This is a genomic window from Pseudolabrys sp. (assembly GCF_035943735.1).
GTDB lineage: Bacteria > Pseudomonadota > Alphaproteobacteria > Rhizobiales > Xanthobacteraceae > Pseudolabrys.
In genome coordinates, this window is sequence record NZ_DASZBV010000019.1 from 144263 (window position 1) to 169548 (window position 25286).

Annotated in this window: 21 protein-coding genes; 13 read left to right on the plus strand and 8 right to left on the minus strand. The window is 67.1% G+C overall.

What is annotated here, in order from left to right; genetic code table 11:
- Positions 1–188 precede the first annotated feature (188 nt).
- A complete protein-coding gene (locus VGV41_RS13595; RefSeq protein ID WP_326864375.1) occupies positions 189–1301 on the plus strand; it encodes an LLM class flavin-dependent oxidoreductase in 1113 nt (370 codons plus the stop codon).
- Positions 1302–1399: 98 nt separating this feature from the next.
- Here the strand turns inward: VGV41_RS13595 and VGV41_RS13600 are convergent, their stop codons facing one another.
- The 4 genes from VGV41_RS13600 to VGV41_RS13615 all read right to left on the minus strand — a co-directional run bounded on the left by VGV41_RS13600 (position 1400) and on the right by VGV41_RS13615 (position 4793).
- Entirely contained in the window at positions 1400–2959 is a 1560-nt protein-coding gene (locus VGV41_RS13600; protein ID WP_414705112.1) for a bifunctional 3-(3-hydroxy-phenyl)propionate/3-hydroxycinnamic acid hydroxylase, read from the minus strand.
- Positions 2960–3001: 42 nt separating this feature from the next.
- Entirely contained in the window at positions 3002–4015 is a 1014-nt protein-coding gene (locus VGV41_RS13605) for a L,D-transpeptidase (protein ID WP_326864377.1), read from the minus strand.
- Positions 4016–4193: 178 nt separating this feature from the next.
- Positions 4194–4343 carry a hypothetical protein gene (locus VGV41_RS13610; RefSeq protein WP_326864378.1) on the minus strand — a complete coding sequence of 50 codons (150 nt, stop codon included), beginning with the start codon at positions 4341–4343 and terminating at the stop codon, positions 4194–4196.
- 72 nt (positions 4344–4415) lie between these two features.
- Positions 4416–4793 (minus strand): carboxymuconolactone decarboxylase family protein, encoded by a 378-nt coding sequence (locus VGV41_RS13615; RefSeq protein ID WP_326864379.1) that lies wholly within the window; start codon positions 4791–4793, stop codon positions 4416–4418.
- A gap of 77 nt (positions 4794–4870) precedes the next feature.
- Here VGV41_RS13615 and VGV41_RS13620 point away from each other — a divergent pair, with 77 nt between their 5' ends.
- The 8 genes from VGV41_RS13620 (at position 4871) to VGV41_RS13655 (ending at position 17144) form a co-directional block, all read left to right on the plus strand.
- Positions 4871–6109 (plus strand): flavin-dependent oxidoreductase, encoded by a 1239-nt coding sequence (locus tag VGV41_RS13620; RefSeq protein WP_326864380.1) that lies wholly within the window; start codon positions 4871–4873, stop codon positions 6107–6109.
- Between the two features lie 246 nt (positions 6110–6355).
- The gene (locus VGV41_RS13625; protein ID WP_326864381.1) at positions 6356–6901 is read left to right on the plus strand and encodes an RNA polymerase sigma factor; all 546 of its coding nucleotides are present in this window, start codon (positions 6356–6358) and stop codon (positions 6899–6901) included.
- 1 nt (position 6902) lies between these two features.
- Positions 6903–7361 carry a hypothetical protein gene (locus tag VGV41_RS13630; protein WP_326864382.1) on the plus strand — a complete coding sequence of 153 codons (459 nt, stop codon included), beginning with the start codon at positions 6903–6905 and terminating at the stop codon, positions 7359–7361.
- Positions 7358–7840 carry a periplasmic heavy metal sensor gene (locus tag VGV41_RS13635; RefSeq protein ID WP_326864383.1) on the plus strand — a complete coding sequence of 161 codons (483 nt, stop codon included), beginning with the start codon at positions 7358–7360 and terminating at the stop codon, positions 7838–7840. The genes VGV41_RS13630 and VGV41_RS13635 overlap by 4 nt, the downstream gene beginning before the upstream one ends.
- A 109-nt stretch (positions 7841–7949) precedes the next feature.
- Positions 7950–9395 (plus strand): efflux transporter outer membrane subunit, encoded by a 1446-nt coding sequence (locus VGV41_RS13640; RefSeq protein WP_326864384.1) that lies wholly within the window; start codon positions 7950–7952, stop codon positions 9393–9395.
- Positions 9365–10639, plus strand: coding sequence for an efflux RND transporter periplasmic adaptor subunit (locus tag VGV41_RS13645; protein WP_326864385.1), 1275 nt, complete (start codon positions 9365–9367; stop codon positions 10637–10639). Before VGV41_RS13640 ends, VGV41_RS13645 begins: the two co-directional genes overlap by 31 nt.
- Positions 10636–13824: an efflux RND transporter permease subunit gene (locus VGV41_RS13650; RefSeq protein WP_326864386.1), complete on the plus strand. Its 3189-nt coding sequence runs from the start codon at positions 10636–10638 to the stop codon at positions 13822–13824. Before VGV41_RS13645 ends, VGV41_RS13650 begins: the two co-directional genes overlap by 4 nt.
- A gap of 197 nt (positions 13825–14021) precedes the next feature.
- A complete protein-coding gene (locus VGV41_RS13655; RefSeq protein WP_326864387.1) occupies positions 14022–17144 on the plus strand; it encodes an efflux RND transporter permease subunit in 3123 nt (1040 codons plus the stop codon).
- Here the strand turns inward: VGV41_RS13655 and VGV41_RS13660 are convergent.
- Positions 17104–18495, minus strand: a complete 1392-nt coding sequence (locus VGV41_RS13660; RefSeq protein WP_326864388.1) for an MATE family efflux transporter — start codon at positions 18493–18495, stop codon at positions 17104–17106. The genes VGV41_RS13655 and VGV41_RS13660 overlap by 41 nt on opposite strands.
- 132 nt (positions 18496–18627) lie before the next feature.
- Between VGV41_RS13660 and VGV41_RS13665 the strand changes: the two genes are divergently transcribed.
- The 3 genes from VGV41_RS13665 (at position 18628) to VGV41_RS13675 (ending at position 21063) form a co-directional block, all read left to right on the plus strand.
- Positions 18628–19065, plus strand: coding sequence for a MarR family winged helix-turn-helix transcriptional regulator (locus VGV41_RS13665; RefSeq protein WP_326864389.1), 438 nt, complete (start codon positions 18628–18630; stop codon positions 19063–19065).
- A gap of 111 nt (positions 19066–19176) precedes the next feature.
- Positions 19177–20478: a Xaa-Pro peptidase family protein gene (locus VGV41_RS13670; RefSeq protein ID WP_326864390.1), complete on the plus strand. Its 1302-nt coding sequence runs from the start codon at positions 19177–19179 to the stop codon at positions 20476–20478.
- A gap of 147 nt (positions 20479–20625) precedes the next feature.
- Entirely contained in the window at positions 20626–21063 is a 438-nt protein-coding gene (locus VGV41_RS13675; RefSeq protein WP_326864391.1) for a DUF983 domain-containing protein, read from the plus strand.
- Here the strand turns inward: VGV41_RS13675 and VGV41_RS13680 are convergent.
- The 3 genes from VGV41_RS13680 to VGV41_RS13690 form a co-directional block, all read right to left on the minus strand.
- Positions 21060–22730, minus strand: a complete 1671-nt coding sequence (locus VGV41_RS13680) for a methyl-accepting chemotaxis protein (RefSeq protein ID WP_326864392.1) — start codon at positions 22728–22730, stop codon at positions 21060–21062. The two genes, VGV41_RS13675 and VGV41_RS13680, sit on opposite strands and share 4 nt — an antisense overlap.
- Positions 22731–22861: 131 nt before the next feature.
- Positions 22862–23719, minus strand: a complete 858-nt coding sequence (locus tag VGV41_RS13685) for a slipin family protein (protein ID WP_326864393.1) — start codon at positions 23717–23719, stop codon at positions 22862–22864.
- Between the two features lie 49 nt (positions 23720–23768).
- The gene (locus VGV41_RS13690) at positions 23769–24533 is read right to left on the minus strand and encodes a glutathione S-transferase family protein (RefSeq protein ID WP_326864394.1); all 765 of its coding nucleotides are present in this window, start codon (positions 24531–24533) and stop codon (positions 23769–23771) included.
- A gap of 343 nt (positions 24534–24876) precedes the next feature.
- Between VGV41_RS13690 and VGV41_RS13695 the strand changes: the two genes are divergently transcribed.
- Positions 24877–25263 (plus strand): hypothetical protein, encoded by a 387-nt coding sequence (locus tag VGV41_RS13695; RefSeq protein ID WP_326864395.1) that lies wholly within the window; start codon positions 24877–24879, stop codon positions 25261–25263.
- Positions 25264–25286: the final 23 nt, after the last annotated feature.

The following is a 25286-nucleotide window of genomic DNA, read 5'->3' on the forward strand; positions in this document are numbered from 1 at the left end:
CCGGCCGGAACGAAGCCGGCCGGTTGACCGCCGCCGCCCGGTGAATAACGTCCGCGGCAAGCGGACACCGCGGCCCGGCCGGTGCGGTTTTTCGCTGCGTCAAAAACATCGGCCGGACGCGAGACTTGCTGCATGGCCGGGCCGGCTCGGCTAGCGTGCGGCCGAAGAACGGGTTTTCGGAGAATTCCATGCGGTTGGGCTACTTCACGATGCCGGTGCACCCGATGCACCGGAACTGGTCGGAGACGCTGCGCGAGGACCGCGAGGCGATCATCCTCTGCGACCAGCTGGGCTTCCATGATGCCTTCGTCGGCGAGCACCTGACCGACGCCTGCGAGAACATCACCAACAGCATGCTGTTCCAGGCGACGCTGATCCACGCCACCAGGCAGATCAAGCTGGCGACCGGCACCACCAATCTCGCGCAGATGCATCCGGTGCTGATCGCCGTGAATGCCGCCATGTTCGATCATCTGTCGCAGGGCCGCTTCATCATGGGCGTGTCGCCCGGCGCGCTTACGTCCGACTCGGAGGCGATCGGCATCCTCGACGAGGACCGCAACAAGATCTTCGCCGAGGCGATCGACGTCATTCTCGCCGTGTGGGAGCGCGATCCGCCCTACGACATCGATTTCCCGGGCAATCGCTTCAAGGTCGGCTTCGCCCGCACTGCGGCGCTCGAACTCGGCGTCGGCATCCTGGCCAAGCCCTTCCAGAAGCCGCGGCCGGAGATCGTCGGCACCGTCGTGGCGCCGTTCTCGCCCGGCGTGGTGCTCATGGGCCGGCGCGATTTCCATCCCCTGTCGGCGAACTTCCTGCTGGCGAAGCACCTGCGCTCGCACTGGCAAAACTACGCCAAGGGCAAGGCCGAGGCCGGACAGACGGCCGACATCGCCGACTGGCGCGTGGCGCGCACCATCTTCGTCGCCGACGACGACAAGGTGGCGCGCCGCTATGGCCGCGAGGATCAAAACAGTCCGTACCATTTTTATTTCAGCCAGATGCTCGCCAAGATGAAGCGCGGCAACCGGCTCTACGTGTTCAAGAGCCACAAGGAGCAGCCGGACGAGGAGATCACGCTCGACTTCGTCATGAACAATTGCGTGACCTACGGCAGCGTCGACAAGGTGGTCGACGAGATTCTGAAGATGCGCGAGGAGACCGGCGATTTCGGCGAGCTCGTCTATGCCGGCATGGACTGGGTCGACCCGGCGCTGGCCAGGCGCTCCATGCAGTTGATGGCGGAAGAGGTGATGCCGCGCGTCAACGCCGCCATCGGCAAGTCCGCCGCGGCGGAGTGAGTGCTTGCCCGTTCGTCCCCGCGACAGCGGGGACCCAGCTGCGAGTCAGCGCTGGATTCCCGCTTTCGCGGGAATGAACGGTGCGAGGCCTTGAGGCTCTAGAACGTTCCCGCGAGCAGCGCCCGCACCTGCTCGGCGCCTCTGTCCAATTCCGCCACCGGAATACACGCCGCCACATAGCGGTCCGGCCGCAGCAGGATGACGTGGTCGGCAAACGGCGCCAGCCGTGCACTGGGCGCGAGTTCCTGCACGCCGCCCTCGCCCATCACCACCACGCGCGCGCCGAGATCGGACCACGGCTTTTCCGCGAGCCTCTGAACGATCTCTCCCGCGCGCGGCGAGCGCACCACCAGCGCAAAACCGGGACCGAGCACGTCGTCGAGCCGGCGCTCGCCGGTTTCGCCGCGCACGCGCGGCTGCGGAAACATACGCCCGACCAAAGTGGCGCGGGCCGAGCGGCCGTCCGGCAGAATGAAGCCGTGCGCGAAACGCGGCGGCGGCTTGAACTTCATCTGCGCGATGTAGTCGCGTGCTTTCGGAAACAGCGACAGCACGCAGAAGGCGGCGACCAGCGCGAAGGCCGCGACCGCGTTCGGCGGCGCCAGCGCACGACCCATGTTGAGCGCGAACTGGATCATCGACCCGGCGTGAGCGCGCCGCTCCGGCTCGTAGCTGTCGAGCAGGCCCGCCCCGAACTGGCCGCGCGTGACCGTCGCCAATTTCCAGGCGAGATTGAAGGCGTCGCGCAGCCCGCTGTTCATGCCCTGCCCGGCGAACGGCGGCATCAGATGCGCGGCGTCGCCGGCGAGCAGCACGCGCCCCTCGCGCCAGCGATCGGCCAGCCGCGTGTGGAAGGTGTAGACGACCGTGCGGACGATCCGGCTCTCCGGCGCCGCCTCGTGCTCGCGCAGCAGGCGGTCGATGACGTCCGGCGCCAACATATCCTCGTCGCGCTCGTGATCGTGCAGCAGGAATTCGTAGCGGCGCGTCAGATGCGGCCCCGGCAGCGCGATGCACGGCCGCTTTGGATTGGAGAACACCTTGGTGTGCGGCGAGGAGACCTTCGAGTTCTCGAGATCGACGATCAGCCAGCGCTCGCGGAAGGTCGAGCCGCTCATGCCGATGCCGAGCGCGCGGCGGATGCCGCTGGAGGCGCCGTCGCAGGCGACCAGCCAGTCGCAGCGCACGTCGCTCTCGCCGGCGTCGTGCTTGACGCGCAGCGACACGCCGTCGCGGTCTTGCGTGAACGACATAAGCTCATGGCGGAAGGCGGCCGCGACCTGCGGGAAGCGCGCGAGGCCGTCCTGCAATTGCCGTTCGAGGACCGGCTGGCGGAAGGCGTTGCGGCGTGGGAAGCCGTAGGGCTGCTCGGTCGGCTGCACCTTGGCGAACAGCCGGCCGCTGGCGGAGTAATAATACGAACCGTAGCCGGCGACGGTCTCGCTCATCACCGTTTCGACGAGGCCGGCGGCCTGCATGGTGCGCAGCGACTCGTCGTCGATCGACACGGCGCGCGGCTCGTGCACGGTGGACGCGTTGCGCTCGAGCACGAGACAGTCGACGCCGTAGACGCCGAGCAGATTGGCGAGCGTCAGGCCGGTCGGGCCGGCACCGGCAATGACGATGGGGTAATGAGGACGGAGCAAGGTCGAGGCCACCCGGATCGGATGGCCTCGGTTAGCATTTAGTTGCGCGCGTGACTACCGTGCCGCCGGCAGAACCGAGCCGGTCACCGCGGCGCCGTGCACCTGCGCCGGGGCGGGCCCGCCATGGGCCGGGCCGGTGCTCGCCACCGTCTCCGGCGGCTTCGCCGGCAGCACGACCACGCGGGTGCCGACCTGGACGCGGCTGAACAGGTCCTCGATGTCCTCGTTCAAGAGGCGGATGCAGCCCGAGGACACGGTCTGGCCGATGGTCGACGGCTGGTTGGTGCCGTGGATGCGGTAGAGGGTGTGGCCGAGATACAGCGCGCGCGCGCCGAGCGGATTGCCCGGACCGCCGGCCATCATGCGCGGCAGATAAGGCTGGCGCTCGATCATCTCAGCCGGGGGAAACCAGTCCGGCCATTCCTTCATGCGCGAGACACGCTCGGTGCCCGCCCAGGTGAAGCCCTCGCGGCCGACGCCGATGCCGTAGCGCAGCGCCTTGCCGTGGCCGAGCACGAGATAAAGATAGGTGTGCGGCGTATCGACGATGATCGTGCCGGCCGGCTGCTGCGTCTGGTATTCGACGAGTTGCTTCTTGAGGTTCGCCGGCAATTCCTTGGGCGCGCCGGTCTCCGGCTGGTCCTCCGGCGGCAGTGTCATCACGCTCGTGCCGGGGACGGCATCGCCCGAGGCGGCCGGAGCGGCCGCCGTATTGACCTGGACCGGCGGGGCGGCGGACGGGCCGCCGATCGAGCCGGGGGGCCGGATCGCAGCCGGCTCGGAGCTGAACTGATGGCCATAGGCTGCAGGCTGGCCGTCGGGCGCCGGCAGACCGGGAGGCGGCAGGGCGTCAGCCTGGGCATCGCCCGAATAGCTGTCGCCTTGCGGCGCCATATACGGGCGCGGCAGCGCCTGATTGCCGATGCGATTTTGAGTTCCGAAAGTCGGCGGCGGTAGCTGTTCCTGCGTCACAGCCGGGGAGCCGTAAGTCTGCGCGCCGACCGGACCGGCGAACAGGAGCGCCGCAGCCGGGAGAACCAGCAGAAAACCGCCGAAAGTCCGGATCATTCGTCACCCTTGGGGAAAAGCGCGGCCCCCGCCGCCAATCGCCGGCCTCACTTGCCCCGGGATGAAGGCACATTCAAGACCAATACCGCGATTCGCCGCACCTGTGATGCATGAAGGGCACGCGGTCAAGAAACGGTGAACGTTCGCAGAATGTTAGCAGTTCGGCACGGCGCGGCCTTCAATGCACCGCCGGACGACCCGCGGACATGTCGACGCGCTTGAGCAGCAGAAGCACCAACGGCAGCATCAGCGCCGCGAACAGCGCCGACACCCAGAACACGTCGATAGAGGCGAGCAGCACCGACTGGCTCTGCAGTGTCTGCGCCATCCAGCCGAAGGCGAGATCGCGGGCGTGCAGCGCGTTGGCGCCCTGCGTCTCGCAACAGCGGGCGGAAACTGTTCAAGTTTTGGCCTCGGCGAGCACGCGCTTGGCCACCCGGTGCGCCTCGACGGCGGCGGGGAAACCGCAATAGCCGCCGATCTGGCGCAGAACCGCCCCCAGTTCCTTTTGCGTCAGGCCGTTGCGCAGCGCGCCGCGCACGTGCAGTTCGAATTCGTGCATGCGCCCGAGACAGGCGAGCATGCCGAGATTGAGCAGGCTGCGATCGCGCGGCGCGAGATCCTCGTCGCTCCAGATCGCGCCCCAGGCGACCTCGTTCAACATATCCTGAAATTTGCGATCGAAATCGGTGGTGTTGGCGACGGCGGCATCGACGTAGTCGTCGCCGAGCACACGCCGGCGCATCGCCATGCCCTTGTCGTAGAGAGCCTTGTCCATGGGTATCCTCCTTGCCCGGCGGCATGTTGACAGAGACCGGCCGATTGCGTCCATTCCCGCCCGAAAAGGAGCCAGGCATGAAGGTAGCGATCGTCGGCGGCGGGATTTGCGGATTGTCGCTCGCCCTGCACTTGAAGCAGCGCGGCATCGAGGCGCGCGTCTACGAGCGCACGCCGGAAATCAGGGAGCTCGGCGTCGGCATCACGCTGCTACCGCATGCTATGCGCGAGTTCAGCGCCCTCGGCCTCGGCGACACGCTGCTTAAGGCGGGCATCGAGAACCGCGAGAGCGCCTTCTTCAACCGTTTCGGCCAGCTCATCTACAAGGAGCCGCGCGGCAAATTCGCCGGCTACCAGTATCCGGAAGTCGGCATCCACCGCGGCCGCCTGCACATGATCCTGTACCAAGCCGTGCGCGAGCGGCTCGGCGTCGATGCCGTCGTCACCGACTGCGAATGCGCCGGCGTCGAGCAGGACGATGCGGGCGTCACCGTGCGCTTCCGCCAGACCAGCAGCGGCGCCGCGCGCGAGAGCGTGCGCGCCGACGTGGTGGTGGCGTGCGACGGCTTCCATTCGGTGGTGCGCAAGCAGTATTGCGCCGACGACAGGGTCGCCTTCACCGGCATCAATACCTGGCGCGGCGTCACGCGGCGCAAGCCGATTTTCGACGGCCGCACCTATATGCGCGTCGGCTCGATCAATACCGGCAAGATCGTCATCTATCCGATCGTCGACGACGTGGACGGCGCGGGCAACCAGCTCATCAACTGGATGGCCGAGATCAAGCAGAACACCACCGCGCAGAACGACTGGAACAAGCCCGGCCAGCTCGCCGATCTGCTGCCGATTTACCAGGACTGGCGCTTCGACTGGCTTGACGTGGCGCAACTCATCACGGATGCCGACCAGATCCTCGAATATCCGATGGTCGACAAGGATCCGATCGCGACCTGGACCTTCGGCCGCGTCACTCTGGCCGGCGACGCCGCGCATCCGATGTACCCGCGCGGTTCCAACGGTTCGGCACAGGCGGTGATCGACGCACGAACGCTCGCCGATCTCCTGACGGAGCACGACGACCCCCGCGCCGCGATGAAGGCTTACGAAGCGGCCCGGGTGGCGCCGGCCGCGAAGGTGGTGCGCACCAACCGCGAGCAGCCGCCCGATTTCATCAACATCAAGGTCGAGGAACTGGTCGGCGACCGGCCGTTCGAGAACCTCGACACTTTCATCAGCCAGGACGAGTTGCGGGCGCTGTCCGAGAACTACAAGCGCGTGGCCGGTTTCGCCCTGGCCGACGTCGGTGCGCGGGTTTAACGGCGCCGACAAGCCGCGGCTGGCCTGAGGGGGCTGCAGGGCTGCCCCCCGGCAGGTGAAGAACGGGGGTGACCCGACCGGGCGGGTCGCCAAACTGCGCCATTTCAGCTACTTATCCAAAATTGAGCCGGATTTTGCCGCCGGCCCAGCCCGCCGCTCGGGGCAGGGTCTGGGCTCTTCGACCGTTCAATCCATTGATAAGGGCTGAAATGGACGGGTTCCCTCGATGCCGGTTGCCGGGACGCGATGGACGAGAGTGACGAAGCGCTCATGGCCCGCATCGCGCGCGGCGACGAGCGGGCGTTTCGCATGCTCGCCCGCCGGCACCTGCCGGCCATGGCCGGGCTTGCCCGCCGCATTCTCGGCAATGCCGCAGAGGCCGAGGACGTGGCGCAGGAAGCCATGCTGCGGGTGTGGACCCACGCCCCGCGCTGGCAGCCGCTGGCGGCCTTCCGCACCTGGCTCACGCGCGTCGTGGTCAATCTGTGCCTCGACCGCAAACGGCGGACCCAGTGGGTCGATCTCGAGGCGGCCGGCGAGCTCGTCGATCCGGCGCCCGGCGCGACCGAGCGCGCCGAAGGCGACGAGCGCGAGCGCATGCTCGCCGCGGCGATCGAGACACTGCCGGAACGCCAGCGCAGCGCCATCGTCCTCACTTACAGCGAGGGCATGAGCAATGCGCAGGTGGCGGAAGTGCTCGACACCTCCGTCTCGGCGGTCGAGACCTTGCTGGTGCGAGGCAAGCAGAATTTGCGCCGGGCGCTTGCCGGCGTAATCGATGAGGATGAATGAGATGACCAGAGACGAGTTGCAGACCCTGCTCGACAGCCACGGCGCCGATCCGGCGCAGTGGCCGGCAGCCTTGCGCGTCGCGGCGCTCGGTCTGATCGCAAGCGATGCGCAAGCGCGAGACGATCACGAGGCCGCGCGCGCACTCGATGCCGCGCTGACGCGCTTGGCGCGGCCGACGGCGGAAGACGAGACCTCGGCAGCGCGCGTGCTGACGCGGCTGGCCGGGACGCTGCCGCGGCAGGACCGGATGTGGTGGCATTGGCCGGCGGTGCTTCTCGACTGGCAGTTCGCGCCGGCCTGGCCGCGGCTCGCCGCGCTCGCCTGCTGCGCGATGATCGGCTTCGGCATCGGCATCGCCGGACTCGACCGTTCGTTCGACCGGGCGGGCGCGACGGCCGCCAACACCGACATCACATCGGCCGTGTTCGAGCCGGAAGCCATCAGCGGAGCGCGGCCATGAGCGTTGCCCGGTTCGCTCCCGCCGCCGTCGGGCACGGTTCGTCGCGCTGGCTGCTGCTCGGCTCGCTCGCGCTGAACTTGTTCTTCGTCGGCATCGCGGTCGCGATGGCCGTGCGCGCGCCCACGCCGCCGACCTGGGCCCGCAACGTGTTCGTACGTGTCGAACGCATCGCCGCGACGCTGCCGGCGCCCGACGCCGACCTCCTGCGCGGCGAGATCAACGCGCACAAGGCGGCGCTGCAGGCGGCGCAGAGCCAGTACTTCGCCGCGCGCGAGCAAATCCACGACGTGCTGCGCAGCGACGCCTTCAAGGTCGAGGACATGCGCGCCGCGATGGTGAAGACGCGTGCCGCGCGACAGAGTTTCGATCAGATATTGCAAGGCATTTTCGCCGACGCCGCGGCAAGAATGTCGCATGCCGGACGTCTCGCGCTCGCCGACTGGCCGCCGAACCGAAAATCCGCAAGCAAGACCCAGTAGTTCAGGCTAGGCTGCAGCCCGTCGTCCAGGCGTTTCGAGAGTTTCCGGTATGCGTTGCAGAGCGTTGAGGACATGGGCGGCGGAAAAGACCGCGCGCCCGGTACGGATCATGCTGCAAGCCGCCTTCCTGGTGCTGCCGCTTGGCGGCTGCTGGATTACCGGCAAGCCGCCCGAGCCGGGCCTCGACATTCCTGCCGCCTATAGCGCCGGGCCGAAGAAGCCCGCCATCGCCGACGCGGCGACGCCGACGCTCGACTGGTGGCACAGCTTCCGTTCGCGCGAACTCACCGACATCCTCGATAATGCCAGCGTCGCCAATCTCGACATCGCCGCCGCCGTCGCGCGCATCGTGCAGGCCGACGCGCAGTCGCGCATTACCGGCGCGGCGCTGCTGCCGCAGGTCGATCTGAACGGCAGCGCCACACGCTCGCGCTCGTCGCAATCGACCAGCGGCGGCAGCGGCACCTCTTTCGGCGCGTCGGAGCACGACCTGCTCAGCACGTCGCTGACCGCCAGCTACGAGATCGACTTCTGGGGCAAGAACCGCTTCGCGCTGCGCGCGCAGGAAGAGACCGCGATCGCCAGCCGCTATGACCGTGACGTGGTGGCATTGAGCACGCTGGTGACCGCCGCCAATTCCTATTTCCAGGTGCTGGCGGCGCAGGACCGGCTGCGCGTGGCGGAGCAGAACCTCGTCAGCGCCAAGCGCGTCGCCAACCTGATCGCGCAGCGCCTTGCGGCGGGCACCGCCTCGGCCCTCGAGACCGCGCAACAGCAAAGCGTGGTCGACACCATCAACGCCTCCATTCCGCCGCTGCGGCAGACGGTGGAGCAGTACAGGAACGCACTCGCCGTGCTGATGGCGCGCTCGCCGGAGAGCGTGCACGTCCGTGGCGGCTCGCTGAACACCATCGCCATTCCGCGCGTGACGCCGGGCCTGCCGTCCGAACTGCTGGCGCGGCGACCGGATATCCGCGAGGCCGAGGCGCAGCTCGCCGCCGCCAATGCCAACGTCTCCAACGCGCGGGCGCAGTTCCTGCCCTCGATCACGTTGACCGGCGAAGGTGGCTATCAGAGCGCCATCCTGAAGACGCTGCTCCGTCCGGAGTCGGCTTTCTACACGCTCACCGCCGGACTGACGCAGCCGATCTTCGAGGGCGGCCGCCTGCTCGGCAATCTCGACCAGCAAACGGGCCGGCAGGATGAATTGCTGCAGGATTACCGCAAATCGGTGATTTCCGGCTTCTCCGACGTCGAGACCGCGCTGACCAATATTCGGCAGACGGCGCTCAGGGAACGGCTGCAGCGGGCGGTAGTTGCAAGTTCGCGCCAGGCTTTCGATATCTCCGAGCAGCGGCTGCGCGAGGGCACCATCGATCTGGTCACCGTCCTGCAGACGCAACAGACGCTCTATTCGGCGCAGGACACCCTGGTTCTGGCGCGGCTCGCCCATATCCAGGCCATCGTCAGCCTGTATCAGGCGCTCGGTGGCGGCTGGAGTCCCAAGCCCTTGGATTATCACGCATGCACGGTGAACTGCCCAAGCAGAAGCTGAAGACCAAGCCGGCAAGCGGGCTGCGCCGCGGGCTGACCATTCTGGTCGTGCTCGTCGCGGTCGGCGCGGCGCTCGGCTACGTCTTCTTCGGCATGCAGGCGCCGCAGCAGAAGCCCGGTGGGCGGGCCGCGCGTTTCGCCGCTTCCGGCCCAGTGCCGGTGCTGGTGGCCGCCGCCGCGAGCGCCGACGTGCCCGTCTATCTCAACGCCGTCGGCACGACCAAGGCCTACAACACGGTGACCCTCCATTCGCAGGTGGACGGCAAACTGATCGCCGTCAACTTCAACGAGGGGCAGGACGTCAAGAAGGGCGACATCCTCGCGCAGATCGATCCGACCACATTCAAGGCGACGCTCGATCAGGCGGTCGCCAAGAAGGCGCAGGACGCCGCATTGCTCGCCAATACCAAGGTCGACCTCGTCCGTTACGAGCAGCTCGCCGCGACCAACGCGATCAACCGCCAGCAGGCGGACACGCAGCGGGCGCTGGTGGCGCAATACACCGCGCAGGTACAGTCCGATCAGGCGGCGGTCGAAAGCGCGCAGGCGACGTTGGGCTATACCGACATCCGTGCGCCGATCGACGGCCGCACCGGCATCCGCCAGGTGGACGTCGGCAACATCATCCACGCGTCCGACTCGAGCGGCATCGTCGTCATCACGCAGATCAAGCCGATCTCGGTGACATTCAGCATCCCGCAGCAGGACATCCAGACGGTCAACGACGCCTTCGCCAAGGGCCCGCTCGACGCCGATGCGCTGCGCTCCGACAGCAACAAGGTGATCGAGAGCGGCAAGCTCGCCGTCATCGACAACCAGGTCGACTCGACCACCGGCACGGTGAAGCTGAAGGCGGACTTCCCCAACGAGAACGTGCAGCTCTGGCCGGGGCAGTTCGTCAACGTGCGCCTGCTGGTCAACACGCTCAAGGGCGTGACGGTCATTCCGACCGGCGCGGTGCAGCGCGGGCCGGACGGCACCTTCGTCTACGTCGTCGGCGCCGACGACAAGGCGACGATGCGGCCGATTACGGTGCAGAAGCAGGACGAGAGCCAGACGGTCGTCGCCAGCGGCCTCAAGCCGGATGAGAAGGTGGTGACCACCGGCTTCGCGCGGCTCACCGACGGCGCCACGGTGACGGTCGGCAGCGACAATCCGGCGCCGGCGGCTGCTGGCGCGCAGCAGGGCAACGGCCAGCGGCGGCAGCGGGGCGGCAACGGTTCGAGGCCAGCCGCGCAGCAATGAGCGTCTCCTCGCCATTCATTCACCGGCCGATCGCCACCTCTTTGCTCGGCGTCGCGGTGATGCTGGGCGGTCTGCTCGGCTACTGGTGGCTGCCGGTGTCGGCGCTGCCGCAGGTCGACTTCCCCACCATCCAGGTGACGACGCAGCTTCCCGGCGCCAATCCCGACACCATCGTGGCGCTGGTGACGGCGCCGCTGGAGCGGCAGTTCGGGCAAATCCCGTCGCTGCAGACGATGACCTCGTCGTCGTCCTTCGGCATCAGCCAGGTGACGTTGCAGTTCGATCTCACCCGCGACATCGACGCGGCGGCGCAGGACGTGCAGTCGGCGATCAACGCCGCCGCCTCGACGCTGCCGCGCAACCTGCCCTATCCGCCGCTCTACTCGAAAGTGAACCCGGCCGACGCGCCGGTCATCACCCTGGCGCTGACCTCGAAGACCATCGACCAGCGCACCTTGAGCGACCTCGCCGACACGGTGATGGCGCCGCGCCTCTCCGAGGTGAGCGGCGTCGGCCACGTCTCGGTGCAGGGCGGCATCAAGCCGGCGATCCGTATCCAGGCCGACCTGTCGCGACTCGCCGCCTACGGCATCGCGCTCGAGGATCTGCGCACGGCCATCGTCAGCGCCAACGTCGCCGGCGCCAAGGGGTCGCTCGACGGCACACAGCAGGCCTACAGCATCGCCGCCAACGACCAGATCTCCAGCGCCGATGCCTACAAGAACGTCGTTGTCGCCTTCCGCAACGGCGCGCCGGTGCTGATCTCCGACGTCGCCGACGTCACCGACGGGCTGGAGAACACCAAGGTCGGCGCCTGGTATCACGGCCAGCCGGCCATCGTCATCGACGTGCAGCGCCAGCCCGGCGCCAACGTCATCGATACCGTGCAGCGCATCGGCAACGAGCTGCCGCGCCTGCGCAGCGCGATCCCGGCGGGCGCCACGCTCACGGTGGTCAACGACCGCACCAACACCATCCGCGCGTCGATTCACGACGTGCAGTTCACGCTCGTGCTCAGCGTCGGCCTCGTCGTGCTGGTCGTGCTGATCTTCCTGCGCACGATCAGCGCCACCATCATCGCCGGCGTCGCGCTGCCGCTGTCGCTGATCGCCACCTTCGGCGTCATGTGGTTCTGCGGCTTCTCGCTCGACAACCTGTCGCTGATGGCGCTGACCATCGGCACCGGCTTCGTGGTCGACGACGCCATCGTGATGATCGAGAACATCGTGCGCCACATGGAGGACGGCGAAGCGCCGCTGCAGGCGGCGCTGCGCGGCGCGCGCGAGATCGGCTTCACCGTGATCTCGCTGACTCTGTCGCTCGTCGCGGTGTTCATCCCGCTGCTGTTCATGACCGGCCTCGTCGGCCGCATGTTCCGCGAGTTCGCGCTGACTTTGACCATCGCCGTCGTCGCCTCGGCGATCGTGTCACTGACGTTGACGCCGATGATGTGCGGCCGCCTGCTCCGCCGCGGCCGCGGCAGCGAGGCCGAGCGCGCCACGCGCGGCTTCGGCCGGCTGATGGAGCGCGTTGTCGCCTCCTATCATCGCACGCTGCTGTGGGTGTTGCGGCACCAGCCGGAGACCCTGATCGTCACCTTCGCCACGCTGGCGCTGACGATCATCATCTATGCCTTCATGCCGAAGGGCTTCCTGCCGCTGCAGGACACCGGCCTGATCACCGCCGTCACCGAGGCGGGCACCGACGTGTCATTCGCTGAGATGTCGCGGCAGCAGGCGCAGGTCGAAGCGGCGATCCGCAACGATCCCGACGTCACCGGCGTCGTCTCCGTGATCGGCGTCAGCCCGCTCAACGCCACCCCGAACGCCGGCCGGCTGCAGATCTCGCTGAAGCCGCGGGACGACCGCGCGTCGAGCGTGACGCAGGTCATCGGCCGCCTGCGCCGCGACGTGTCGCACATCCCCGGCATGACGGTTTATTTCCAGGCGACGCAGGACATCCAGATCTCGACCCGCGTCAGCCGCGCCCAGTACCAGTACACGCTGGTGTCGACCGACCGGAACGACGTGGTGAAGTGGGGTGATCTGCTGGCGCAGCAGTTGCGGGGCGAACCGGCGTTCCGCGAGGTCGCCTCCGAGGCGCAGGAGGGCGGCCCGCGCATCGACGTGCGGGTCGACCGCGAGCAGGCCGGCCGCCTCGGCGTCTCGATGCAGAGCATCACCGACACGCTCTACGACGCGTTCGGCCAGCGCCAGGTGTCGACCATCTACGGCCAGGCCAACCAGTACCGGGTGATCCTCGAGGCGCAGCCGCGCTACCAGCAAGACCCGTCGGCGCTGTCGAAGATCTACGTCACCGGCGCGCAGACCTCCAACGGCACCGCCGCCACCGTCAGCAACACCGCCACCGGCACGACGAATACGAACACCACCGCCGCGCCGAACGCGGTGACGAACTCCAACCAGGTGCCGCTCGCGGCCTTTGCGCGCTTCGTGCAGACGACGGCGCCGCTGGCCATCGCGCACCAGGAGCAGTTCCCGTCGGTGACGATCAGCTTCGATCTGGCGCCGGGCTACGCGCTGTCGGATGCGGTGTCGGCGATCACCGCAGCGCAGAAGACGATCGGCATGCCCTCCTCGGTGAGCGGCAGCTATTCCGGCGACGCTTCCGAATTCGCCCGCTCGCTCGCCGGCGAGCCGTGGCTGATCCTGGCCGCCGCCATCACCATCTACATCGTGCTCGGCGTGCTCTACGAGAGCTTCATCCACCCGCTGACGATCCTGTCGACGCTGCCCTCGGCCGGCGTCGGCGCGCTGCTCGCGCTGCTGCTGTTCGGCTACGACCTGTCGGTGATCGCGCTGATCGGCATCGTGCTGCTGATGGGCATCGTGAAGAAGAACGCCATTCTGATGATCGACTTCGCGCTGGAGGCGGAGCGGCATCAAGGGCTGTCGCCGGAGGAGTCGATCGTTCAGGCGGCGCTGTTGCGCTTCCGCCCGATCATGATGACGACTCTTGCCGCGCTGTTCGGCGCGCTGCCGCTGGCGCTCGAGAGCGGCACCGGCTCGGAGCTGCGCAATCCGCTCGGCATCACCATCGTCGGCGGCCTGCTGCTGAGCCAGTTGCTGACGCTTTACACGACGCCGGTCATCTATCTCTACATGGAGCGCCTGCGCGCGCGGCTCTCCCGACGCGGCGCGCCGCGGGCACAACCGGCGGAGTGAGGGATGCGCCTTTCGGCACAGCCTCTTCTTTACCTCTCCCATAGGGAGAGGTCGCCCGTCGTAGCGCAGCGAAGACGGGCGGGTGAGGGGTTACAGCATCTGAGAGTCGTGATCCCCCTCACCCCAACCCTCTCCCCAACGGGGAGAGGGGGCCGGCTGTGCCGCCCGCATACCCCTGCCCTTCACCGGGGGCGGCCATGAATTTTTCGTGGCCCTTCATCCGCCGGCCGATCGGCACCACGCTGATGGCGATCGGCCTGTTCATGGTCGGCGCGGTCGCCTACGCGTTCCTGCCGGTCGCCAGCCTGCCGAGCGTCGACCTGCCGACCATCGCCGTGATGGCGAACCGGCCCGGCGCCGATCCGAACATCATGGCGGCGACGGTAGCCGCTCCGCTCGAGCGCCGTCTCGGCGAGATCGCCGGCGTCACCGAGCTCACTTCTGTCTCGTCGCTCGGCTCCAGCCGCCTCATCGTCCAGTTCGACCTTTCCCGGAGCGTGGATGGCGCCGCGCGCGACGTGCAGGCCGCGCTCAACGCGGCGCTGTCCGATCTGCCCGGCGACATGCCGACGCTGCCAACCTTCCGCAAGTTCAATCCGGCGGCGGCGCCGATCCTGATCCTGGCGCTGACGTCGAAGACCATGCAGGGCAGCGCCATTTACGACGCGGCCGACAGCGTCATCGCGCAACGGCTCTCGCAGGTGCAGGGCGTCGCCGACGTCACCGTCGCCGGCTCCGAGCAGCCGGCGCTGCGCGTGCGCGTCGATCCGACGCGGCTCGCCAGCATCGGCGTGTCGCTCGAGGACGTGCGCAACGCCATCTCGAACGCGAACGCTATGGGCCCGCTCGGCTCGTTCGATGGCAAAGCGCGCACGACCAGCATCGGCATCAACGACCAGCTCACGACCGCGCCGGATTACGACGCGCTGGTGGTGAAGACGGTCAACGGCAACGTCATCCGCCTGCCCGACATCGCCTCGATCAAGCCCGGCGTGCGCAACAGCCTCTCCGCCGGCTGGTACAACCGCAGCCCGTCGGTGCTTTTGATCATCACCAAGCAGGGCGACGCCAACGTCATCGACACCGTCGACCGCATCTACGCCCTGTTGCCGGAGTTGCGGCAATGGGTGCCGGCCGGCCTCGACATCTCCGTGCTTACCGACCGCACGCAGACGATCCGCGCCAGCGTGCGCGACATGCAGCTGACTTTGGCGGCGACCATCGTGCTGGTGATGATGGTCGTGTACCTGTTCTTGCGACGCACGCCGCCCACCATCGCCGCCGGCATCACCGTGCCGCTGTCGCTCGCCGGCACCTGCGGCGCGATGTGGCTCGCCGGTTTCTCCATCGACAACCTGTCGCTGATGGCGCTCGTCGTCTCGGTCGGCTTCGTCGTCGACGACGCCATCGTGATGATCGAGAACGTGTTCCGCAACATCGAGGCGGGCATGTCGCCGATCCGTGCGACGCTGAAGGGTGCCAAGCAGATCGGCTTCACCGTCGTGTCGATCTCGGTGTCGTTGATCGCGGCCTTCATCCCGCTTTTGTTCATGGGCGGCATCGTCGGCCGCTTCTTCCGCGAGTTCTCGGTGACGCTCGCCTTCGCCATTGCCGTGTCGACCGTGGTGTCGCTGTCGGTGACGCCGATGATCTGCGCCTATTTCGTGCGGCAGGGTCCGAGTCCGGACGCGACCTGGCTCGATCGGCTTGTCGAGCGGGCGCTCTCATGGCTGACGCGCTTCTATGACCGCACGTTGAGCTTCACCATCCAGCATCGCGCCGCGGCGCTGATCGTCTTCGTCGCCACCATCGCGCTGACCGCCGGCCTCTTCATCAAGGTGCCGAAAGGCTATTTCCCGCAGGACGACACCGGCCTCATCTTCGGCGGCACCTCGGCCTCGACCGACATCTCCTTCGAAGCGATGGAGAAGCTGCAGCAGCAGGCGACCGACATCGTGCTGTCCGATCCCGCGGTGGCCAGCGTCGGCTCCTCGGTCGGCGCCTCCGGCTTCAACGCCTCGGTCAACCACGGCCGCCTGTTCATCAGCCTCAAGCCGCTCGCCGAACGCCACAACGTGCCGACGCAGCAGGTGATCAACCGGATGCGCAACAAGCTCAACCATATCCCCGGCATCCGCGTGTTCATGGTGGCGGCGCAGGACATCCGCGCCGGCGGCCGGCAGAGCGACTCGCAGTATCAATTCACGCTGTGGAGCTCCGATATCGACCAGCTGCAGGCGTGGGTGCCGAAAGTGCTGGCGCGGGTGAAACAGATTCCCGGCATCGTCGACGTCACCACCGACCGCGAACAGGGCGGGCTGCAGGCCATGGTCGACATCGACCGGCAGGCGGCCGCGCGCCTGGGCGTAAAGATCCAGGACATCGACAATGCACTCAACGACGCGTTCTCGCAGCGGCAGATCTCGACCATCTACGGCACGCGCAACCAATACCGCGTCATCCTCGAGGTCGACCGCCACTACCAGCGCGACCCCAACGACCTGAGCAACATCTACCTGCCCGGCAAAGGCGGTGCCTCGGTGCCGCTGTCGGCGGTGGCCAAGGTCGAGCGCACCATCGCGCCGCTCGTGGTCAACCACCAGGGTCAGTTTCCCTCGACGACGATCACCTACAATCTCGCGCCGGGCACCACGATCCAGGAAGGCACTGCCGCGATCACGCAGGCGGTCGCCGACATGCATATCCCGGACGTCATCCACACCGATTTTGCCGGCGACGTGCAGCAGTTCAAGCAGTCGGCGGGTGCGCAGCCGCTGTTGCTGCTGACGGCGCTCATCGCCGTCTACATCGTGCTCGGCGTGCTCTATGAGAGCCTGGCGCACCCGCTGACGATCATCTCGACGCTGCCCTCGGCCGGGCTCGGCGCGCTGCTCGCGCTCGAAGTCTCCGGCACCGAGCTGACCGTGATCGCCTTCATCGGCATCATCCTGCTGATCGGCATCGTGAAGAAGAACGGCATCATGATGGTCGACTTCGCGCTCGACGGCGAACGGCGGCGCGGGCTGTCGCCGGAGCGCGCCATCCACGAAGCCTGCCTGGAACGCTTCCGGCCGATCCTGATGACGACAATGGCGGCGATGCTCGGCGCCTTGCCGCTGGTGATCGCGTCGGGTCCGGGCTCCGAGCTGCGCCGTCCGCTCGGCATCACCATCATCGGCGGCCTGCTCGTCTCGCAAGTGCTGACGCTCTACACGACCCCGGTGATCTATCTGCTGCTCGACCGCCTGCACCGCCGGCTCGGCGGCGCGCGGCCCACCTTCATCCGCCGCCCACCGCCGGCGCCGCAACCGGCCGAATGAGCGGACGGGCGCGTCCGAACAGCGCGCCGGATGCGGCGGCCACGATGTTCATGAGACCGAAGGCGAGCAGCGCCAGCCCGAGCACGACAAACAGCCCGACGACACCGTGGGTCAGGTGCACTGCGACCACGCCGCCGCCGGCGGAGATGAGCACGCGCATGACAGCGGCGATCATTGGCCAGCGCAACTTTCCGGCGCCCTGCGCAGCGAAGTAGAGCGCAAGTCCCGCGCCGAAGAAGCCGTAGAACGGCCCGACGAGGCGCAGATAGTCGGCGCCGACGTCGATCATCTGCGTCTCGCCGCCGAACAAGGTCAGCCAGGCGGTCGGGAACGAAGCCGCCGTCAGGCCGATCAACTCCGTCAATCCGCCGGCGATCGTGGCGCCGATCCAGGCGACGCGCATTGCGCGATCGCGGCGGCCGGCGCCGATCGCCGTGCCGACCATGGCGCCCACCGGCTGACCCAATCCGAACACCAGCGGGACCAGCAGGTATTCCAGTCGTACGCCGGTGCCGTAACCGGCGACGGCGGCGGGCCCGACGACGCCGGCAAGGCCGGTCGCGACTACAGCAGTAACATTGGTCGAGAGGCTGATCACCGACGAGGCGATGCCGACGCGGAGAATCTCCTTCATCGGCTGCCAGCGCGGTCGCGCCGGCACGAGTGAGGGCTTCAACACGCCGCGGCCGGACCAGAGATAGAACGCAAACACACCGCCGCCAATGACGTAGTAGATCGCGACGGCGACGGCGCCGCCGGCGATGCCAAGTGCGGGGAACGGGCCGATGCCAAAGATCAGAAGTGGCGACACCGGAATGAGAACGAGAGCGCCGACGCTGATGACTGCCGCCGGCAGGAAGGTATTGCCGGTGGCGCGGATCATCGCCGCCATGGAATTGAACAGCCACAATGGGATCGCCGCACCGAAGATGATGTTCGAATAGACGATTGCGTCGCGCAACGAGACGCCGCGGCCGCCCATCAGCGCGTAGAGACCGGGTCCCCACAACCACGCGGCCGCCATCGTCACGGCGCTGAACAGCACGGTGATGCCGATGGCATGCCAGACGAGCGAATTGGTTTGCGCCTTGTCGCCGGCGCCGAGGGCGCGCGCGATCGCCGAGAGGATGCCGCCGCCCATCGCCCCGGCGGAGACCATCACCAGGAGCATGTAGGTGGGGAAGACGAGCGCCATGGCGGCCAGAGCGTCGACGCCCAGCTTGGCGACGAAATACGTCTCGATCAGCCCGATCATGGCCTGCACCACCATGACGACGACATTGGGGATGGCGAGGCGAAGGAGCGTTGTGCCGATCGGCGCTTCCAGCAGGCGGCGGGTGCGGGGATCCATGGCGGCTGCATCCTTTCCGCCGACCTTGACCGGCGCGGGAGATAGGCGCATATGCACCTTTATGACACCTTGGTTAGGCCTCTTGGTGAGGATGAACAAGGTGCATATGCACCCATTTTGGGAATGCGAGCCATGCGCAGGACGCCGCCGCCCGTCGAAGACCCGATCTGCAACTGCCTCGCCATCCGGCAGGCGGCTCGGCAGGTGACGCAGCTTTACGACCGGCATCTGGCGGCTGTGGATTTGCGCGGCAACCAGTATTCAATCCTGTCGAAGCTCGGCCGCCTCGGGCCCATGTCGGTGAACGCGCTGGCGGCAAGCATGGCCATGGACCGCACGACGTTGGGCCGCGCCATTCAGCCGCTCCAGCGCGACAGGCTGATCGCCGTCGCCGCCGACGAACGCGACAAGCGGGCGCGCGTGATCAGGCTCTCGCCTGCCGGCGAGGCGCGCCTGAAGGACGCCGCCCACCATTGGCGCAATGCGCAGAAGGAGTTCGAGACGGCCTTCGGCGTCGAGGAATCAGCCAAGCTACGGGCGACGCTGGCGCGGGTGGTCGCGGCGATGTAGCGGCGCGCCTCCGACATGACGAGGGGTACGCCGGGGTGTATAAGCGGCCCGAACGCGCCCGCGGGCGCCAAGACCGATGAGCCCGTCGTCAGACGGCAGGAGGACCCCAACATGGACGAGAGAACGCGCGATCCGCTGCAAATCCGCGCCGAGGATATCAACCCGCGCTACAACTGGGGCCGCGCTCTGCCCTCGCTCGGCATCATGGGCGTCGATTTCGAGGAACGCGTCGACTACCGCCGCATGCACCGCTATCGCCTGGGCCGCATCAAGCAGGCGCTCGAAGCGTCCGAGTGCGGCGCGATGCTCGTCTTCGACGTCAACAACATCCGCTACATCACCTCGACCAAGATCGGCGAGTGGGAGCGCGACAAGATTTCGCGCTGGGCCCTGCTGACGCGCAATGGCGATCCGATCCTGTGGGACTTCGGCTCGGCCGCCGTCCACCACAGGCTCTATTCGCCGTGGCTGAAGCCCGAGAACTGCAAGGCAGGCGTGCTCGGCCTGCGCGGCACCATCCAGCCGTCGTTCGGCCTTATGGAAAAGCACGCCAAGGAAATCTTCTCGCTGCTCAAGGAAGCCGGCGTCGAGAAGATGCCGGTCGGTGTCGATATCGTCGAGCCGGCCATGATGTTTGAGTTGCAGAAGGCGGGCGTCACGATCGCGGACGGCCAGCAGATCATGCTGGAAGCGCGTGAGATCAAGTCGGCGGACGAGATTGCGCTCTTGAACCGCGCCGCCGCGATGGTCGACGGCGCGTATGATCTCGTCAACGAGAAGCTGCGGCCGGGCGTGCGCGAGAACGACATCGTCGCCATGGTCAACGAGTTCCTCTATCGCCACGGCTCCGACGACGTCGAAGCGGTCAACGCCATCTCCGGCGAGCGCTGCAATCCGCATCCGCATAACTTCACCGACCGCATGATCCGCCCGGGCGACCAGGCCTTCTTCGATATCCTGCAGTCGTTCATGGGCTACCGCACCTGCTACTACCGCACCTTCAACGTCGGCCGCGCCACGCCGGCGCAGCATGACGCCTACAAGAAGGCGCGCGAGTGGATCGACAGCGCCATCGAGCGCATCAAGCCTGGCGTCACGACGGCGCATATCTGCGAGGTGTTCCCGAAGGCGGACGAATTTGGCTTCCCGGACGAGATCTCGGCCTTCGGCCTGCAGTTCGCACACGGCCTCGGCCTTGCGCTGCACGAACGGCCGATCATCTCGCGCGTGATCTCGATGGACCATCCGACCGAGATCAAGGAAGGCATGGTCTTCGCCATCGAGACCTATTGCCCGGCGACCGACGGTGTCTCCGCCGCGCGCATCGAGGAAGAGGTCGTGGTCACCGACAAAGGCTGCCGCCTGATCTCGCTGTTCCCGGCGGAGGAACTGCCGATCGCCAACCGGTATTGAACCGGGCCAGCGGCCGCATCGAGCTGGGAAGGGGCCCTAGCGGCCCCTTTCTCTTAGTGCGTGCGCGCAGGGCAGTCCTGCGCTTCTGCCGCTGGCTCTGGCCCGGCACCGCTTCTATGTCCGTGTTCTGCCTTTCGGGACCCCACGATGAGCCAGACCGCCGTCATCACCGCTAACCAGGCCGCCAAAGCGAGCGAGCCGCTCATGCGCGGCTTGCGTGGGCTTTGTCCCGCCTGCGGCCGCGGTCGTATGTTCCGCAAATTCCTCAAGGTGGCTGACGCCTGCCCGGATTGCGGAGAGGAACTGCACCATCACCGGGCCGACGATTTTCCCGCCTATCTCGACATTGTCATCGTCGGCCACGTCCTGGTGCCGATCCTGCTGGCGGTGGAAACCGAATACGCGCCGCCGCTGTGGCTGAGCATGACGATGTGGCCGGCGATCGCGCTTATCGCCACCCTCGCGCTGCTGCAGCCGATCAAGGGCGGCGTCGTGGCCATGCAGTGGTTCATCGGCATGCACGGCTTCGAGCAGTCGAAAGGCCGCCGCGCGCCGGCGCCAGTCCCCGTCCCGACCGCCGGCTAGGCGGCGCGCACGCTGGCGATGAAGTCCTGCGCCTCGTCCTGCAGGGCGCTTGCTTCCCGGTTGAGATCGGCCGCCGCCTGCAGGATCTGCTGCGTGCCCGCCCGCGTGCGGCTGGCGAAATCGCTGACCCCGCCGATCGTCTCCGACACGTCGCGCGCGCGCACCGCGGCGCCCTCGACGCTCTCGGCGATGCGCCGCGTCGCCAGATTCTGCAACTTGACGGATTCGGTGATGGCGCGCGCCACCTCGTCCACCTGCGCGATGACGCTCGACATCGACCCGGTCGCGTTGCGCACGTCGCCGATGATGCCGCTCACCGAGCCGGTGTGATTCTGGATGTTGGCCAGCGCCTGCGTGGTGCGGGTCGCCAGCGTCTTCACCTCCTGCGCCACGATGGCGAAGCCGCGGCCGGCCTCGCCCGCCCGCGCCGCTTCGATGGTGGCGTTCAAGGCGAGGAGGTTGGTCTGCCCGGCGATGGCGTTGATCATGCCGGCGACTTTCTCGATCTCGCTGACCGCGGGCGTGAGCCCCCCGGCGCTGGCGACCGCCGCGTCGGCGCGGCGCGTCGCCTCGTCGACGACGCCGCCGGCATTGACGAGCTGTGCGTCGATGTCGTGCATCGCCATCGACAGTTCGTCGATCGCCTGCGACACCGTGCTTGCGACTTGCGTCGTCTCGACGGCAGCCGAGACCGCCGCCTGTGCGTAGCGGCCGGATTCGTCGGCCAGCCCGCTCATCGACCGCGCCGAATGGTCGAGCGCGGCCGCCGACTCGGCCAGTGCGCCGGTGACGCCGAGGATCTTCGCCTCGAAATTGGCGGCGAGCCGCTCGAGCACCGCGCGCTTGTCCGCCGCCGCCTGATCGCGGGCGCGCGCGCGCATCTGCTGGGCCTCGCGAAGGGCGACAGCATTGTCGCGGAAGACCAGCACGGCGCGCGCCATGGTGCCGACCTCGTCGCCGCGCCGCAAGCCGTCGATCGGCGCGTCAAGATGGCCCTCCACGATCTCGCGCATGACGCCCGCAAGCCGCTCGAGCGGTCGCGTCACGACGCGGTGCGCCAGCAGCAGCGCGGACGCCACGGTGGCCAGCGTGCCGCCGATCAGGACCCACAGCATCATCCTGAAGATGTCCTGCTTGCGCTTGGCGGCATCCTCCATCGTGACCTGCATCTGGCCGCCCATGATGTTGATCAGATGGTTCATCTGGAACATGGCGTCGTCGAGCGCCGGCTCCAGTCGCAACTCGAACAGCGCCTGCACGCCGTCGCGATGGCCGCTGGCGACGCGGGCGGAGATTTCCGAGGAGATGCCATTGAGCAGATCGACCTTGCCCAGAATGCGGGCAATGTCGTCGCGGCGGTCGGGGAAGTAGGTGAGAACACCGTTGAGCCAGAGCCGGGCCGTGGCGTAGCTGTTGGAGCGATCGGAGATCGCCTGCTGCACCAGATCGGGATCGGTCATGCCGGCGAGCTTGTAGGTGTCCAGCCCCAGCGTCGTGACCGCGATCTTGGCCTCGGAGAGAGCCAGACGCGCCGGCGCGATATCGCGGGCCGCGACGGCATCGACGCGATCGACCTCGTTCAGGTTACGCCACGAGAAGAAATTCGCGAACGACGAGAGCACCCCGAGCGCGCCGATCAGCACCATCGCCTTGGTTGCAATCGACAATCGAAATCGCAGCGGACGCAACATTGCAAGACCTGTCTTCTCGAAACACGTCCTGCTTAGGCGCGAAAAGTTCCCGGGCGATTAATGCGCGAGTCACCACCTTGTCACAATTGTCATAATCGGCTTGCGGCTCATTTCGACGGCGGCTGCGCCACCGTCCGGCTCTGTTCGCCGAAGGCGGCAGGCAGGGCGACGCTCATCGAATCGACCATCGAAGTCGGCATCAGGATGGTGGCGCCGCGCTCCTTGGTGGTCTCGTAGATGATGTTCATCGCCCGCAAATGTAGTGCGGCGGCGTTGCTGCCATAGGTTTCCGCCGCCTCGACGAACTTGGCGGCGATGGCGGCCTCGGCGGAGCCCAGGATGACGCGCGCCTGCTTCTCGCGCTCGGCCTGCGCCTGACGCGACATCGCGTCCTGCAGGGCGACCGGAATGGCTACGTCCCTGATCTCGACCGCGTTGACCGAAATGCCCCAGTTTTCGGTCTTGCGCGCAATCTCGGTGCGCAAGGTCTCGTCGGCCTGCTTGCGCTCCGACAACAACTCCGAAAGCATCGAGGAGCCGATGGTCTCGCGCAGCGAGGTCTGCGCCACGCGATCGAGCGCCTCGCGGTAGTTGGTGATGTTGAGCGCGGCGCTTTGCGCGTCGTGCACGTGCCAGAACACGATGGCGTCGACGTTCACCGGCACGGTGTCGCGCGTCAGTGCCTGCTCGGCGTTGAAGCCTGTGGTCTGGATGCGCTCGTCGATGACCGCCGCGATGCTGTCGATCACCGGGATGATCATGAACAGGCCCGGCCCCTTGACGCTCGAAAGCCGACCGGCGCGCAGGATGACGAAGCGCTCCCAGTTGTTCGCCATCTTCAGCGCGAAGAAGACCAAGGCGGCGGCAATCGCGAAAACGACGCCGGGCACGAGCAGGCCCGACATGATCAGGCCGGCCGCCACCGCAGCGAGCACGACGGTGATAAGAAGGGTGATGGGATTCATCGGCGAACTCCCTGTTGCTGGCCGGGCACCGGCCGGCTGCGCGGGCAGCTTACGCCGATTTCGCGATTGTCGCCTTCAGATGCGGGAAGCGTTCCGACAGCAGCGAGCCGTGGTAGTAGGTTGGCGCGAAGGCCTTGTGGGCGCGGATATTATCGAACCAGGTGGCGACGCGCGGCAGGTCACGCCAGTCGGCCATATTGAGGTCATGCATGCGCACCAGCGCCGGCATGACGGTGACGTCGGCGAGGCTGATGTCCTTGCCGAGCAGCCACGGACCGCCGCTCTTGCCGATCTCGGTGTCCATGCGCTCCCAGGAGCGGCGCAGGCGGCCAAGCGCCGCGTCCATCTCCTCCTTGGGAAAACCGGTCTGGCCCATCGCCAGCATGAACTCGCGCCGCAACGGCTTCGACTCGGCCATGGCGACGAAGTCATCGCGGCTCATCGCCTGGAACTTGGGCAGGAAAGCCAGATTGAAGGTCGGCACCCGCACCGCCGCCGCCGGCATCTCGTCGATGAAATGCATCAGCGTGCGCATGCGCGCCCGCACCACCGGATCCTCCGGCGTGAAGCTCGCGTCCGGCTCGACCTCGTCGAGATATTCGGTGATCACCGTCGAGTCGGTGACAATGGCGCCGTCGTGGTCGAGCGTGGGCACGACCCCATTCGGATTGAGCTTGAGGTAATCGGGCTTGAGCTGGTCGCCTTCGAGCAGGTTGAGCTTGATCTCCTCGAACGGCAGGCCCTTCGCGTTCAGCACGAAGCGCACACGCTGGCTGCATGTGGATTGCGGCGCGTTGTAGAGCCGATAAGCCATCGCGTTCCTCCTGCTTTTGTTGATGAAATCATGCGCTAAAAGTCGCGGCAAAATCCACCGGGATTTTTATGGCCATTTTACTTGTGATATACGCCCCCGACCGATTGAGTGGGTTCGTGCGCAGCCGTCGTTTTCCTCCCTTAGGCTTAGCGACGGCGTGAATCCTCCACCTTCTGCACACAGGGCCGCGAAAGCGGCCCTTTTTTTTTGTGGCGCCGGCCACGATTATTCCAGGGTTTGAGAAAAATTTTCATCGCGCGCCGGCCGGAATAGCCGTTCCGCGGCGGCATTTGTCCTCTCGGAAGCAACGGACGTTCTCGTCCACAACAATCCGGAGGACATCATGAAACGCATTCTGTTCGCGGCGATCGCCGCCGCAACGCTGAGCATGGTCGGCGCCGCGCACGCGCAAATGGCGCCCACCAAGATGGGCACAACCAGCAAGGGCCAGGTGCTCACCGACGCCAAAGGGATGACCCTGTACACGTTCGACAAGGATGCCGGCGGCAAGTCGGCTTGCAACGGCCCGTGCGCCGGCAACTGGCCGCCGCTGATGGCGTCCGCCGACGCCAAACCCGCCGCGGGTTACGCGATCATCGCGCGCGACGACGGCGGCAAGCAGTGGGCCTACAAGGGCAAGCCGCTGTACACGTGGAAGAACGACCACAAGCCCGGCGACATCACCGGCGACGGCTTCCTCAACAACAGCTGGCACATCGCGAAACCGTAAGCGACGCGCGCAACAAAAACGCC